The organism is Massilia sp. P2_C2, assembly GCF_056404615.1.
The window spans coordinates 1-13753 of sequence record NZ_JBFUDR010000162.1 but is presented as its reverse complement, the minus strand read 5'-3'; the positions used below and the strand labels follow the sequence as shown (position 1 = coordinate 13753).

The following is a 13753-nucleotide window of genomic DNA, read 5'->3' as shown; positions in this document are numbered from 1 at the left end:
AGTCCGCACAGGGCACCGTGGCGCTGAACGCCTACCACGACTCGGGCAGCATCGTGATCGAAGTCTCGGACGACGGCGGCGGCCTGAAACGGGAGCGCATCCTCGCCAAGGCCGTCGAGCGCGGCCTCGTCGAAGCGGGCCGCTCGCTGACGGACAAGGAGATCTTCAACCTGATCTTCGAACCGGGCTTCTCGACGGCGGAACAGATAACGAACCTGTCCGGCCGGGGCGTGGGCATGGACGTGGTCAAGCGCAACATCCTCGCGCTGCGCGGCAGCGTGGACATCGCCAGTACGGAAGGCGTCGGCACCACCGTCATGGTGCGCCTGCCCCTAACGCTGGCGATCATCAACGGCTTCCAGGTCGGCGTCGGCAAGTCGGTGTTCGTGATCCCGATGGAGATGATCGACGAATGCATCGAATTCCGCGAGCTGCCGGGCTGCGACTGGGTCGACCTGCGCGGCCAGCCCCTGCCCTTCGTGCGCCTGCGCGAACGCTTCGCCATCGCGGGCACCGCCGCGCGGCGCCAGAGCATCGTCGTCGTGCGCTACGGCGCCCGCAAGGCCGGCCTCGTCGTCGACAGCCTGCTGGGCGAGTTCCAGACCGTCATCAAACCGTTGGGCAAGGTGTTCGCCGGCGCCCGTTTCCTGTCCGGCTCCTCGATCCTCGGCAACGGCGAAGTCGCATTGATCCTCGACATGGCGGCGCTGCTCGCCGGCCTCGAAACCGAAAGCCAGGCCGCGGCGGCCTGACGCATCGCACGCTTCATTCATCCAAGGGAGAGCCATCGTGCTTAAGAATCTCAAAATCGGCATCCGCCTCGGCCTCGGCTTCGGCGCGGTATTGCTGCTGTTACTGGCGATCGCGCAGCTGGTCACCATCCGCATGGCCGCGATGCACCAGGCCACCGAATACATCACGCAGGACGCCTATCCGAAAGTCGTCGTCGCCAAGGACCTGATCCGCGACACCGTCGACCTGCCGCGCCAGATGCGCGGCATGCTGCTCACCGCCGATCCCGCACAGGACGATCGCTATCGCAGGCAGATCGAGCAGCTGCGTGCCGACACCGCCGCGCGCATCGGCGAGCTCACGAAGCTGGTCGCCAGCGAATCGGGCAAGAAGCTGCTCAAGCAGATCACCGACCGGCAGGCGGCGCTGGAACCGGCGTATGCCCGCTTTTATGAACTCGTCCGCGCCGACCACCAGCAGGCCGCCGACTTCGTCAGCAAGGACTATATGCCGCTGAACCGCGAGCTGATCGCCGCCATCGACGAGCTGGCCAAACACCAGTCCGACAAGATGCAGAAGCTGGCCGACGAGGCGGGCCGCACCTACGACGAGACGCGCCAGCTCGTGCTGGCCATGACGGCCGGCGCCGTCGTGCTCGCGCTGGTCGTGGCGGTGTTCATCACGCTGTCCGTCACCCGGCCGCTGCGCATCGCCGTCGACGCGGCCGACCGCCTGGCCGCCGGCGACCTCACCGTCGACATCCACGCCACCGCGCGCGACGAAGCCGGCCAGCTGCTCGCGGCGATGAAAACCATGATCGCGAAACTGACCCAGGTCGTGGGCGACGTGAACGGCGGCGCGCAGTCGCTCGCTTCCGCCTCCGAGGAAGTCAGCGCCACCGCCCAGTCGCTGTCGCAGGCCGCGTCCGAGCAGGCCGCCGGCGTCGAGGAGACGAGCGCCTCGCTGGAACAGATGACGGCCTCGATCGCCCAGAACACGGAAAACGCCCGCGTCACGGACGGCATGGCGGCGCAGGCCGCGCGCGAAGCGGCCGAAGGCGGCGACGCCGTCAAGGCCACCGTCGCGGCAATGCAGCGCATCGCGAAACAGATCGGCATCATCGACGACATCGCCTACCAGACCAACCTGCTGGCGCTGAACGCCGCCATCGAAGCGGCCCGCGCCGGAGAACACGGCAAGGGATTCGCCGTCGTCGCCGCCGAGGTACGCAAGCTGGCCGAGCGCAGCCAGGTGGCGGCACAGGAGATCGGCGAAGTGGCGACCAGCAGCGTGGAACTGGCGGAACGGGCCGGCGCCCTGCTCGACCGCATGGTCCCGAACATCCGCAAGACCTCGGACCTCGTGCAGGAAATTACGGCCGCGTCGGAAGAGCAGTCGGCCGGCGTCGGCCAGATCAATGCCGCGGTCGGCCAGATGAGCCAGACGACGCAACAGAACGCCTCCAGTTCCGAAGAACTGGCGGCGACGGCCGAGGAAATGAGTTCCCAGGCCGAACAGCTGCAGCAGGCCATGGCGTTCTTCCGGCTGGCCAACGCCCCTGCCGCGAACGTGGTGCCGATGCGCAGGCCGCAGCACCGGACGCCCCGCGCAGCGAAGCCCGGCGCCAAGGCAGCCGGACATACCGTGCTGGCGTTTGCCGGCGACACGGCGGACGAATCGAATTTCACCAGGTTTTAAAAGGAAGACATCATGTTCAAGAACATGAAAATTGGAGTACGCCTGATCGCCGGCTTCGTGCTGGTCGCGGGCATCAGCGCCGTCGTCGGCGCGATCGGCATCTCGAACGCAAGCAGGATCAACGACAAGGCGGACCGCATGTACGAAAAGGAGTTGCTGGGCCTTTCGTACGTCAAGGAAGCCAACATCGACCTGGTCTACCAGTCCCGCGCGATCCGCAACTACCTGCTCGCGCAAACCATGCCGTCGATCGATGCCGCCCCGTACCTGGACTCGCTGATGAAGGCGCGTGAGCTGACGCGCGCAAACCTGGACAAGGCCCATGCGCTGTTCTACACGGAGACCGGCAAACAGAAGCTCGCGGCGCTGGAGGCCAACTACAAGGCGTACACGGACGCGGTGGACACTGCCATCGCGATGGCGAAGAAGGAAGAAGCGGCCGGCCTGCACCAGCAGGACCGCAAGTCCGCCGAATACGTGATGAAGGACGCGCGCGTGATCGTCGACCGTGTCGACGACGCGATGACCGAGCTGTCGAAGTTCAAGGAAGACAATGCGAAGTCGGCGGCCGAGGAAACCACGGTGCTGTACAACAGCAGCCGCAATCTGATGGTCGGCGCCATCGCCGTCGGAATCGTGGTCGGCATCGCGCTCGGCTTCGTCATCAGCCGCAGCGTGACCCGTCCGCTGCGCACCGCCGTGATTGCTGCCAACAGCCTCGCGCAAGGCGACCTGACGGTCCGCATCGATGCGCCGTCGACGGACGAGACCGGCCAGCTGCTGCGCGCCATGCAGGACATGATTGCCCGGCTGTCGCAGGTAATCGACGGCCAGAAGCGCGTCATCGAAGCGGCCAACCGCGGCAACTTCGACGAGCGCGTCGACCTGGCCGGGCTGCAGGGCTTCCAGAAGGAGATGGGGGACGGCCTGAACCAGTTCGTGACGACGACCCGCGCGTCGATCGAAGACGTCGTGCGCGTGATGGGCGCGATGGCCGAGGGCGACCTGAGCCGCCGCATCGACAAGGCCTACGAAGGCGAATTCGCCAGGCTGAAGGAATACGCCAACAACACCGTGGACAAGCTGTCGCAGGTCGTGGCCGAAGTCAACGGCGCAGCCGACTCGCTCGCCAGCGCCTCCGAACAGGTCAGCGCCACCGCGCAATCGCTGTCGCAGGCATCGAGCGAACAGGCCGCCGGCGTCGAAGAGACCAGCGCCTCGATCGAGCAGATGACGGCATCGATCGCCCAGAACACCGAGAACGCCAAGGTCACCGACGGCATGGCCACGAAGGCCGCGAAGGAAGCGAACGAAGGTGGTGAAGCTGTCAAGGCGACCGTGTCCGCGATGAACCAGATCGCCAGGAAGATCGGCATCATCGACGACATCGCCTACCAGACGAACCTGCTGGCGCTGAACGCCGCGATCGAAGCGGCACGCGCCGGCGAACACGGCAAGGGTTTCGCCGTCGTGGCGGCCGAGGTGCGCAAGCTGGCCGAGCGCAGCCAGGTGGCGGCGCAGGAGATCGGCGAAGTGGCGACGAACAGCGTGGCGCTGGCGGAAAAGGCCGGCAAGCTGCTCGACGAGATGGTGCCGAGCATCCGCAAGACGTCCGACCTCGTGCAGGAAATCACGGCGGCGTCGGAAGAACAGTCGTCCGGCGTCGCGCAAATCAACGCGGCGGTGGGCCAGCTGTCGCAGACCACGCAGCAGAACGCGTCCAGCTCGGAAGAACTGGCCTCCACGGCCGAGGAGATGAGCGCCCAGGCCGAGCGCCTGCAGCAGACGATGAGCTTCTTCCGCCTCGCCCGCGGCACGGGCACGCGTAGCGGCGCCACCGTCCGCGCACCGAAGCGCGGCACCTTGCGCCTGGCCGGCGGCGCCGTTGCCGCCCAGGCCGAGCCGATTGATCCCAGTTTCACCCATTTCTGACCAATAGGTAGAGGTGACCGAATGAAGCATACGAACCAGGAAACGAACATGGACGGCCAGGCCGCCCAATACCTCACCTTCATGCTGGGCGGCGAAGCCTTCGGCATCGGCATCATGGCCGTGAAGGAGATCATCGAATTCGGCGGCATCACGGAAGTGCCGATGATGCCGGAGTCGATCCGCGGCGTGATCAACCTGCGCGGCGCCGTCGTGCCCGTGATGGACCTGGCGGCCCGCTTCGGCCGGCCGCAGACCGTGCCGGGCAAGCGCACCTGCATCGTCATCGTCGAGCTGGCGGGCGAAGACGGGCACCAGTTGACGGGCGTCGTCGTCGATGCCGTCAGCGCCGTGCTGGACATCCCGGCAGCCGACGTCGAACCCGCGCCGTCGTTCGGCACGCGCATCCGCGGCGACTTCATCGCCGGCATGGGCAAGGTGAACGGCAAGTTCGTCATCCTGCTGAACGTGGACCAGGTGCTGGCGCTGGACGGGTTGCCGGATCTCGCGGCCGCCGAAGCGCTACTTTCGTGAGGCGGGCATGGAGCACTGTGCGATCAGCCAGGGCGAGTTCGCGCGCTTCCAGCGCTTCATCTTCGACATCGCCGGCATCTCGATGTCCGATTCGAAGAAGGCGCTGGTCAGCGGCCGCCTCGCGAAGCGCGTGCAGCACTTCGGCCTGCCCACGTACGACGCGTATTTCCGCCTGCTGACGGACGGTGCGCACCAGGACGAGGTCCAGCTGGCCGTCGACCTGCTGACGACGAACGAGACCTATTTCTTCCGCGAGGAACGCCATTTCGAGCTGCTGCGCGAGGCCGCCCTCGCCGCCCGCCCGGACCTGCGCGCGGGCACGCCGTTCCGCGTGTGGAGCGCGGCCTGCTCGTCCGGCGAAGAGCCGTACAGCATCGCGATGGTGCTGGCCGACGTCCTCGGCGCGGCGCCGTGGGAAGTGACGGCGTCCGACATCAGCACGCGCGTGCTGCAGCGGGCCCGCGCCGCGCACTACCCGATGGAACGGGCAACCCACGTGCCGCAGGACTATCTGCGCCGCTTTTGCCTGAAGGGCATCCGCGACCAGCAAGGCACGCTGCTCGTCGACCGCGCGCTGCGCGAGCGCGTGCATTTCCGCCAGGTGAACCTGAACACGCAGCTGCCCGGCGACCTGGGCTCGTTCGACATCGTCTTCCTGCGCAACGTGATGATCTACTTTAACGGCGACACCAAGCGCCAGGTCGTCAAGCGCATACTCGGCCGCATCAAGCCCGACGGCCATCTGTTCATCGGCCATTCGGAAAGTCTGCAGGAGATGAGCGACATGCTGCGTCCCGTCATCCCCTCCGTCTACCGCAAACCGGCATGAATACAATCGACGTGATGGTGGTGGACGACTCGGCCGTCGTGCGCAAGGTCGTCGGCGCGGTGCTGGAGTCGGCGCCCGGTATCCGGCTGCTGCACGCCGTGGCCGACCCGCTGCTGGCCATCGAACGCATGAAACAGGCCTGGCCCGACGTGATCCTGCTGGACGTCGAGATGCCCCGGATGGACGGCATCACCTTCCTCAGGAAGCTCATGGCGGAGCGGCCCACGCCCGTCGTGATCTGTTCCACCCTCACGGACAAGGGCGCCGAGACGACGATGGCCGCGCTGGCCGCCGGCGCCGTCGCGATCATCACCAAGCCGAAGCTGGGCCTGAAGGACTTCCTCAACGAGAGCGCGGACGAACTCATCGCCGCCGTGCGCGCGGCCAGCCACGCCAACGTCCGCCGGCTCGCCGCGCGCGTGCCCCCGGCGCCCGTGGCCGCAAAGCTGACGGCGGACGCCGTGCTGCCGGCAGCAAAGGACGACCGCCCGCTGCTGCGCACGACGGAACGCGTGGTCGCCATCGGCACGTCGACGGGCGGCACGCTGGCGCTGGAAGAAGTGCTCACGCAGCTGCCGCGCGTCACGCCCGGCATCGTCATCGTGCAGCACATGCCGGAGAAATTCACGGCCGCCTTCGCCGACCGCCTGAACGGCCTGTGCCAGATCGAGGTCCGCGAGGCGCGCCACGGCGACCGCGTGCTGCCGGGCCGCGCGCTGATCGCACCGGGCGGCAAGCACATGCTGCTGCGGCGTGACGGCGCACAATACCTGGTGGACGTGATCGACGGCCCGCTCGTCAACCGCCACCGCCCTTCCGTGGACGTGCTGTTCCGCTCGGTGGCGAAGCATGCGGGCGCCAACGCGCTGGGCATCATCATGACGGGCATGGGCGACGACGGCGCGGCGGGCCTGCTGGAGATGCGCAAGGCGGGCGCGCGCACCGTCGCGCAGGACGAGGACAGCTGCGTCGTCTACGGCATGCCGAAGGAGGCCATGCGGCGCGGCGGCGTGGAAAAATCCGTGCCGCTGAAAGCGCTCGACCGCGAGATCGTGCAGCAGCTGGCCGCACGCTGAGGCGATCGCGGCCGGCCGTAGTCGCGCTATCATGTTTTCCTGAACGGCCCTGCGAGCCGGTGACGGGAGATTACGATGCAAACCATGACCTACGGCACGATCACGACCGCGCTGACGCTGCTGCTGGCGGCCTGCGGCGGCGGCGGCGGCCATCCGGGATCGACGAACGATACGATGGGCTCGGCGACCGCGAACCTCGACGCCTATGTCGGCACATGGACGTCGGCCTGCGCCTCGAGCGCGACCGACACGGCCGTCATCGCCCGCGCGGCCAGTCCCGCCAATACCCTGACGATCGCCGTCACGACGCAGTACTACGCGAATACCGAGTGCACGGGCAACGTCATCGCCACGCAGACGTGGAGCGACGGCGCGACCGCGACCTGGACCGGCACCGTGACGTCGTCCATCGTGCCGGGTCCCGGCCTGGCGGCGCTGCCGGCGACCGTGGACAAGGTGACGGCGCAGCTGCCGCAGCGCACCGTGACCGTGACGGGCAGCTTTGTCAGCCGCAAGACGATAGCCGGCCAGGCCAACTGGTGCATAGCCTACGCCGGCAGTTCCGTGTGCGTGCCCGACCGCGTCTACGTGGCCGAGGCTGCGGCTTTCGACGGCCTGGCCTTGCAGGGCACCGATCTGTACGAGGCGAAGTCGAACGGCGTCAACTACGACGCCGTCGAGCGTTTCACGAAGAAGTGACGGGCAGCGCGGCGAGGCCGCGCAGGCCGGCGATGCCGTTCCAGCGCGGGATGGCGTCGACGCGCTTCAGGTCGGGCCAGCGCCGCAGGACGGCGCGCAGCACGACGTCCGCCTCGAGCAGCGACAGGCCCGCGCCGATGCACACGTGGGGCCCGCTGCCGAACGACAAATGGCTGCCCGCGCGCCGGCCGATGTCAAACGTGTCGGGATCGACGAAGCGGTCCGGGTCGCGGTTGGCGGCGCCGATCACGGCGATGACGAGGTCGCCGCGCTTCAAGGTCGTCCCATGCAGGGTCATTTCGACCGCCACGCGCCGGCCCGTGTACTGCACCGGGCTGTCGTAGCGCAGCAGTTCGCGCACGGCCAGCGTCATCCCCTCCTCGTCCGCGCGCAGGCGCGCCCATGCGTCCGGGTGCGCGAGCAAGGTGTACAGGCCGTTGCCGAGCAGGTTGCGCGTCGTCTCGTGGCCGGCGAACAGCAGCATCGCGCACTGCGCCAGCAGCTCGCCGTCGGCGCGGATCTCGCCCGCGGCCTCGGCCTGCACGAGCCGGCTGATCAGGTCCGTGCCGGGCGCGCAGTTGGGCACACGTCTGCGGGCCGGCAGCAGCGCGTCGAAATAACGCACCATCTGCAACAGGCTGCGCTGGGCAACGCGCAGCTGGTCGGCCGTCGGCTGCAATGCGCCGATGAAGGCCGCGAGGTCGTCCGACCAGGCCATGAAGCGCGCTTCATCGGTACGATCGATTCCCAGCATCATTGCGATCACGCGCGACGGCAGCGGCCGCGCGACCTGCGCGATGAAGTCGAAGCCGGCATGCGCATCGAGCGGCGCGAGCAGCTCGTCCGTCAGGCGTTCGACCTCGGAGCGCAAGGTGCGGATCTGGGTGGGGTGGAATGCGGCCGCCATCGCACGGCGCACGCGCTGGTGGTCCTCGCCGTCGAGGAAGACCATGGCGCTGCCGAACAGGCGCTGGAACGCATCCAGCGCCGCCTGCGCGCGGCGTCCCTGCAGGCTCGCGTCGACGCCGGGAATGCGCTTGACCCAGCCACCCGTGCGCTGGGAAGAAAAGCGCGGGTCGCGCAGCGCCAGTTCCACGTCCGCATGGCGCGTCAACAGCCACGCGCCCTGGAATACGTCGTCGCGCCACAGCACCGGTCCGGCCTCGCGCAACTGGCGATAGACAGGATATGGATCGTGCAGGAATGCGGCGCCGAATTCGGGCGCGGTGTGCGCCGCGGCGGGCGTTGCGGTCGCGAAGTCTCTCATGCGAATCTTTGGATGATGGTCTTGCCAACCCGGCACTTTACTACAAGACCTCTTCGAAGGCACGCCTGAGCGCGCCGTAGGCGTTTTCCCGCAAGATGACGTTGTGCGCGAACACCACGCGTTCGATATCCCATTGCAGGATCCGCCGCAGGCTGCGTGCCAGCGCCGCCCTGTCCCGGATGACCAGCCGGACGCCGTTCGACACGGCGGGACGGCGCCGTACGCCCATCAGACCGGCATACAGGCGCGACGACAGCGGCAGGTCGCCCGCGATGTGCTGGCACAGGTCGGTGACGATCAGCGTACGCGACTTGGTGTGGTACCAGACGGTTTCGTTCAGCGTCGGAACGCCTTCGACGAAGACTTGGCCCAGGTCATGCTCCCACCCAGGATCGGCTGCGGTTCCCAATGGCCGCATGACGAGGTCGCGCCGTTTTTCTTCGAGGCCGGGCGCGCCGAACACGATCGCATCCGGAAACGCCTCCGCCCACTGGCCGACATAGAGGTGGTGGAACCTGTTCGGCGCAACGATGTACGCCACTTGCCCCAGCGATGCGAGTTCCGCGAGGATGCCGGGCGAGACGGGAATCGGCGAATGCAGCCACAACCTGCCGCCGGCAAGGCGCACGACGGTCATGCGCGACGTGGCGCGGATCCCCATGACCGATAACGCGTGTTGTTGGTGCCAGATGTCCTGCGCCACGGGCTGCAGCATGAATGGTTCCTCGGTGAGTTGTCGTGTTGAACTCGAACCGCGACCCTAACACGAAATGGCGTAGGGAAATCCAGACTTGCCAGGAGAGCAATACGGGCCGTACACTGAGCCTCACGAACGGCCGAGTGCGGCCAGAACCGGACGCTCCAAACTAAACATAGTCAGCCAGTAGGGCAGCATTGCGATGAACCTTTTTTTACCAGCGTTCATGATGTGCGCAATAAGCGGCGTCTATTACGCATGCGATATTGGTGAGTCTAAGCGCAGCGTGCGGCTTATGGTCTCTGCGCACGGTGCCTTAGGCACTCTGCTGTACTCGGGCGCTCTCCTTTGGTGGTATCTATCTCCGACATATCGACCTTGGGCAACGTTACCATTTCTCCTGGCATTTGTAATGCCCCTTTCATCAATAATTTTCTCGTTTTTTAAGTTCCGAGGCCCCAAGATTCTCCATCTGCTACAGCTCTTGAATTTAAGCGCATTGATCTATGCGCTGTTCATTGGTGGGATGGCTGTGTCCGGAGACTGGCTGTGACCATTCCAATACTCACTGAACTCTCGGAAATGCAAGTATTTCTGCCGATCAGTTCATCACTAATATGGATGTCCATGATGTCTGAATGTCTGCAATGGGTCGAGTGCTGCCGTACAATGAACGGCCGGGTTCGGCCAGAAGCCGCCATTCCAAGTAGAAGACAGTTAAGGTGCGCCTGGCTCGTCAGCCCTTAGGACGCGTTAGCACAATTATTTTGGCAATTTATGTTCAAACCACCTCATCAGTCACCTGCTCGCAAACGAACAATATGGCTGGGAATCGTCGTTGGATGGCTGGTTCAACTCGGGTTGAAATCGATTCTGCCGGTAATCGTACTTTTCGCCGTTCGCTCTTGGTCGCTCGCGGCTGAAAATCCATCACTATGGCTAGAGAATCCTGGCAATAGTAGCCATCCCGTATGGTACGCGCTACAAACTTCTGTTTTCATTGGCTCCGTTCTAGCAGGAAATCTCGCGGCCGTATTGGCGCCTCGTCGTTCGTTTGCAGTGCCAGTTGCGCTTTTCATGCTGAGCCTGATTTCTACAGGATTCGAGCAGTTCCCCTGGCCGCTGTCGACCACTATTATTCTTATCTGGGCAGGCGCTCCAAGCATTGGCGTCGTTCTCGGTGTGGTGCTAGGACGACGGTTCATCGGCGACAGTATTTAGCTGTATGCGAACTGCGCGTTGGACCGAAACATACACTCGACCTTTTATGTCCACGTCAGATCCGCCGCCATACTTTGACATGCAGCATCGAGCGATGGATAGTGACTGACTGTTTGGGTGAACGACCGCTTCGGGTCGAGTGCTGCCGTACAATGAACGGCCGGGTTCGGCCAGAAGCAGACATCGAGATCGACCAAGAAAAGTGGTAGCTAACCCATCGACTAAGCCATGACCCTTCACTTCCGACGTGCCCATATTTGGATTGTGCTCAACTTGATCGGTATGGCAACGTACCTGTACTTAGGTTCAAACCTTCAAGATGAGGACGGGTTGTCGCTGAATATGGCTAACGCGCTTTACTGGCTCTTTCGTATGGTTCCTGTGCTCCTGGTCTACCTGGTCTTTAACCTGATCTCGCYATCCGCCATCATTGAACGAGTATGGCAAACGGGACGACTGAATTCGTTTTATATCTGGTTCACCATAGCTATTCTCTGGATCTTAACGTTTCGATACGACAACCTGCGCTCGCTCCATGGCATCTGTCCAAACACAGGATGTTAGTTCGTATTTCCCCTTGTCTTTACGCTTGCTAATGTCTGTGGGTCGATCTCAGCCATTCCTGACCGTCGTGACTTTTTCTTAGTCGGCTCCCTGCTTTAGCCACAAAGCCGTCCGGTGAAAACCGGGCGGCTTTTTTATTTTCAGGTCCGCCGAAATGCTGTTGGATCGCGCCGAACAGCCTCGTAAATGTGTTGGTTCGGACCCGTCAGGCCGTATGCGCCACACGGCGTGCCATGCACTTCCCCAATGCTGAGATTGATCTAAATTATCCTTTTTTTCAATGACTTACGTGATGTCTTCGAGGTGGCCGCAAGACCTGGCACGCATTTCGCAAATAGTCCATCGAGCGCAGATAAATGCCTCGACCAACCAACCGAAATCTCAAGGAGCTTTGACCATGAAGACCCTGATCATCACCGACCTGGCCCGTACCGAGACCCTGGACCGCGCCACCATGACCACTGTGCGTGGCGGCCACAACCAATACTGGGCACCGTCGTACACGTTCGGCGACGTCACCTATGCACCGAAGTCAGACTCGTCGATCAATGCCAGCCAGAGCCTGAGCCAGCTCCAGAACGTGATGACCGCCACGGCCAACGGTTCGGCTTTCGTCGAGGGCGTGAACGTCCACAACGACGTGTCGCAGGACGGCAAGAACGTGATCGTGCGTCACTGATCGACCCGACATCCAAACATTCATTCGAATTCAATCTGAGGAGAAAGCCATGAAAACCCTGACCATCAAAGACCTGGACCGCGCCGAACAACTGGACCGCACCGCCATGGCAGCCGTGCGCGGCGGCCACAACGTGTACTATGCACCGTCGTTCAAGATGGGCGACTACACCTACGCCCCGACGTCCGACTCGTCGATCAACGCCATGCAGAGCCTGAGCCAGCAACAGAACGTGCTGACCGCGACGGCCAACGACTCGGCCTTCCTGAGCGGCGTGACCGTGAACAACACCACGCACCAGAACGGCAAGAACGTCATCGTCGGCTGAGCGGGAGAGACCCATGTCATCCATCGCAATCCACGACCTGTCGCATCGCAACGAACTGGACCACCAGGCGATGTCGGCAGTGCAAGGCGGTTTCGCCTTCGGCAAGGACGTCAACGTCAACGTGAACGTCAACCAGCAACTGGCGCAGTTCCAGCAGATTGGCGTGAACGTCCTGAACAACAACGGCGTGATCGGCGCCGGGTTCGTCGGCCCCGATATCGATGTGGCCGCGTCACTGAAGGGCATGAACAAGGTCGTGATCTGAAGACCGCCACCCTTTGCCTCATCCCCTTGCCGGCTTGTGCCGGCAAGGGGATTTAGTATGTCATCAAAACCTCGACTTGCCAGGAGAGCAATACAGTCGTACATTGAGCCGTTACGAACGGCCGGGTTCGGCCAGGAGCGGTCCTTCACGACCTCCCCAGATCGGGCAGAAGCGATCATTTGCGCCGAAACGTAGTGCTCTCCTTGACCTCGCCCCCTATTCTTTAAGAGCTTTCCATGTCTCTAATTTTGATTGCCTGCCAGCGATGACAAAAGTGTGCTTGCGTTGTGGGGAAGCGACGACCGATTTTTACCCACACCTGCCGACAGTGGCGGCATTGAAAAAGACGCCGCTAGAGCTGCGAATCTCCACCTTGGTGACTATGGAAAATACAACCGCATCGCAGGCAGAGGAATGGCTGCGCCATTACTTCGACGTACGGTGCAGTAAAAAGATTGGTACGTGCCCACAGTGCAGTGGTGAGTTACTCACTTGGAGGGCTCGTTGGTGTCCCCACTGCAATCACTCATGGTTTCCAAGTGACGGTGAATAGCCAATGGCAGAGTGACCGCTTTGGGTCGACAGCAGGCATACACGACCCCAATCCACCCCGGCAAACGGCGAGTGCCGGGTGCAGGCGGCATGGACCACGAACGACTGCGACAGGAGCGCTTGACAAATCGTCCCCTGAATCATGTTGCGTTCTTAATCATCAGCGGTGAGGTGATCGGTACGCTTGGCTTGGACGTCCTTGCACGCCGCTTCCTTCCGTCCCGCCGTCGCACACACCCGCGCGCGGCATTGCGCCTCGCCGGCCGCGTTGTAGCGCCTGCAGGCTTCCAGCTGTTCGGCCGGCGTCGCCTTGCCCTTCTTCGGCTCGATATGGCTCACGAGGGCGGCCAGCAGCACGACGTCGCTGTCCGCCTCGTGCACGGTACGTGCCTTCGGATGCCTCTCGGCCAGCCTGGTCTTCGGTTTCTCGTGTGTGGCTTCGCGTACCTTGCGCTGCGCGTGCGCGTCCTTCAGTTCTGCCTTTGCGCCATGCGCCTTGTGACGCCCGGTTCGCTCCGGCGCATGCGTCACCGGATCGCGCACGTCGGCAACGGACGCGGGCGATGGCGCCATGTCCGCCAGCGGATTCGCCACCACGGGCGCGGATTCGTCGCGCAGCACGGCCGGTGCCGGTGCTGGTGCCGCTGGCGGCGTCACCGCCGTTGGCATTGCCACGGGTGCGG

General features: G+C 64.0%; 14 protein-coding genes. 11 read left to right on the top strand and 3 right to left on the bottom strand.

What is annotated here, in order from left to right; translation table 11 throughout:
- From AC1DYX_RS18495 to AC1DYX_RS18465, 7 genes are all read left to right on the top strand, one after another.
- Positions 1-752: chemotaxis protein CheA (locus AC1DYX_RS18495; RefSeq protein ID WP_477261440.1), on the top strand; the 752-nt coding region annotated here is incomplete at its 5' end.
- Positions 753-789: 37 nt separating this feature from the next.
- The gene (locus AC1DYX_RS18490; protein WP_477261438.1) at positions 790-2430 is read left to right on the top strand and encodes a methyl-accepting chemotaxis protein; all 1641 of its coding nucleotides are present in this window, start codon (positions 790-792) and stop codon (positions 2428-2430) included.
- A gap of 12 nt (positions 2431-2442) precedes the next feature.
- Positions 2443-4362: a HAMP domain-containing methyl-accepting chemotaxis protein gene (locus AC1DYX_RS18485; protein WP_477261436.1), complete on the top strand. Its 1920-nt coding sequence runs from the start codon at positions 2443-2445 to the stop codon at positions 4360-4362.
- A 21-nt stretch (positions 4363-4383) separates the two neighbouring features.
- On the top strand, positions 4384-4893 hold the full coding sequence (locus tag AC1DYX_RS18480) for a chemotaxis protein CheW (protein ID WP_477261434.1): 510 nt from the start codon (positions 4384-4386) through the stop codon (positions 4891-4893).
- Between the two features lie 7 nt (positions 4894-4900).
- The gene (locus tag AC1DYX_RS18475) at positions 4901-5722 is read left to right on the top strand and encodes a CheR family methyltransferase (protein WP_477261432.1); all 822 of its coding nucleotides are present in this window, start codon (positions 4901-4903) and stop codon (positions 5720-5722) included.
- On the top strand, positions 5719-6798 hold the full coding sequence (locus tag AC1DYX_RS18470; protein ID WP_477261430.1) for a protein-glutamate methylesterase/protein-glutamine glutaminase: 1080 nt from the start codon (positions 5719-5721) through the stop codon (positions 6796-6798). The genes AC1DYX_RS18475 and AC1DYX_RS18470 overlap by 4 nt, the downstream gene beginning before the upstream one ends.
- 75 nt (positions 6799-6873) lie before the next feature.
- On the top strand, positions 6874-7497 hold the full coding sequence (locus tag AC1DYX_RS18465) for a hypothetical protein (protein WP_477261428.1): 624 nt from the start codon (positions 6874-6876) through the stop codon (positions 7495-7497).
- On the opposite strand, the gene AC1DYX_RS18460 is transcribed toward AC1DYX_RS18465, so the two are convergent.
- Positions 7484-8764, bottom strand: coding sequence for a cytochrome P450 (locus AC1DYX_RS18460; protein WP_477261426.1), 1281 nt, complete (start codon positions 8762-8764; stop codon positions 7484-7486). The genes AC1DYX_RS18465 and AC1DYX_RS18460 overlap by 14 nt on opposite strands.
- A gap of 40 nt (positions 8765-8804) precedes the next feature.
- Positions 8805-9479, bottom strand: coding sequence for a DUF4336 domain-containing protein (locus AC1DYX_RS18455; protein WP_477261424.1), 675 nt, complete (start codon positions 9477-9479; stop codon positions 8805-8807).
- A gap of 759 nt (positions 9480-10238) precedes the next feature.
- On the opposite strand from AC1DYX_RS18455, the gene AC1DYX_RS18450 reads away from it, so the two are divergent.
- The 4 genes from AC1DYX_RS18450 (at position 10239) to AC1DYX_RS18435 (ending at position 12518) form a co-directional block, all read left to right on the top strand.
- Positions 10239-10682, top strand: a complete 444-nt coding sequence (locus AC1DYX_RS18450) for a hypothetical protein (protein WP_477261422.1) — start codon at positions 10239-10241, stop codon at positions 10680-10682.
- A gap of 961 nt (positions 10683-11643) precedes the next feature.
- Positions 11644-11925: a hypothetical protein gene (locus tag AC1DYX_RS18445; RefSeq protein WP_477261420.1), complete on the top strand. Its 282-nt coding sequence runs from the start codon at positions 11644-11646 to the stop codon at positions 11923-11925.
- 49 nt (positions 11926-11974) lie between these two features.
- Positions 11975-12253 (top strand): hypothetical protein, encoded by a 279-nt coding sequence (locus tag AC1DYX_RS18440; RefSeq protein ID WP_477261418.1) that lies wholly within the window; start codon positions 11975-11977, stop codon positions 12251-12253.
- Positions 12254-12266: 13 nt separating this feature from the next.
- Positions 12267-12518 carry a hypothetical protein gene (locus tag AC1DYX_RS18435; protein WP_477261416.1) on the top strand — a complete coding sequence of 84 codons (252 nt, stop codon included), beginning with the start codon at positions 12267-12269 and terminating at the stop codon, positions 12516-12518.
- Between the two features lie 705 nt (positions 12519-13223).
- Here AC1DYX_RS18435 and AC1DYX_RS18430 read toward each other — a convergent pair.
- A partial coding sequence (locus AC1DYX_RS18430; protein WP_477261414.1) for a hypothetical protein occupies positions 13224-13753 on the bottom strand: 530 nt, incomplete at its 5' end.

Bases quoted from the DNA above. Each gene is read 5' to 3' on its own strand.
- AC1DYX_RS18485 (WP_477261436.1), top strand. From the start codon at position 2,443: ATGTTCAAGAACATGAAAATTGGAGTACGCCTGATCGCCGGCTTCGTG.
- AC1DYX_RS18455 (WP_477261424.1), bottom strand. From the start codon at position 9,479: ATGCTGCAGCCCGTGGCGCAGGACATCTGGCACCAACAACACGCGTTA.
- AC1DYX_RS18440 (WP_477261418.1), top strand. From the start codon at position 11,975: ATGAAAACCCTGACCATCAAAGACCTGGACCGCGCCGAACAACTGGAC.
- AC1DYX_RS18435 (WP_477261416.1), top strand. From the start codon at position 12,267: ATGTCATCCATCGCAATCCACGACCTGTCGCATCGCAACGAACTGGAC.
- AC1DYX_RS18445 (WP_477261420.1), top strand. From the start codon at position 11,644: ATGAAGACCCTGATCATCACCGACCTGGCCCGTACCGAGACCCTGGAC.
- AC1DYX_RS18480 (WP_477261434.1), top strand. From the start codon at position 4,384: ATGAAGCATACGAACCAGGAAACGAACATGGACGGCCAGGCCGCCCAA.
- AC1DYX_RS18450 (WP_477261422.1), top strand. From the start codon at position 10,239: ATGTTCAAACCACCTCATCAGTCACCTGCTCGCAAACGAACAATATGG.
- AC1DYX_RS18475 (WP_477261432.1), top strand. From the start codon at position 4,901: ATGGAGCACTGTGCGATCAGCCAGGGCGAGTTCGCGCGCTTCCAGCGC.
- AC1DYX_RS18470 (WP_477261430.1), top strand. From the start codon at position 5,719: ATGAATACAATCGACGTGATGGTGGTGGACGACTCGGCCGTCGTGCGC.
- AC1DYX_RS18465 (WP_477261428.1), top strand. From the start codon at position 6,874: ATGCAAACCATGACCTACGGCACGATCACGACCGCGCTGACGCTGCTG.
- AC1DYX_RS18460 (WP_477261426.1), bottom strand. From the start codon at position 8,764: ATGAGAGACTTCGCGACCGCAACGCCCGCCGCGGCGCACACCGCGCCC.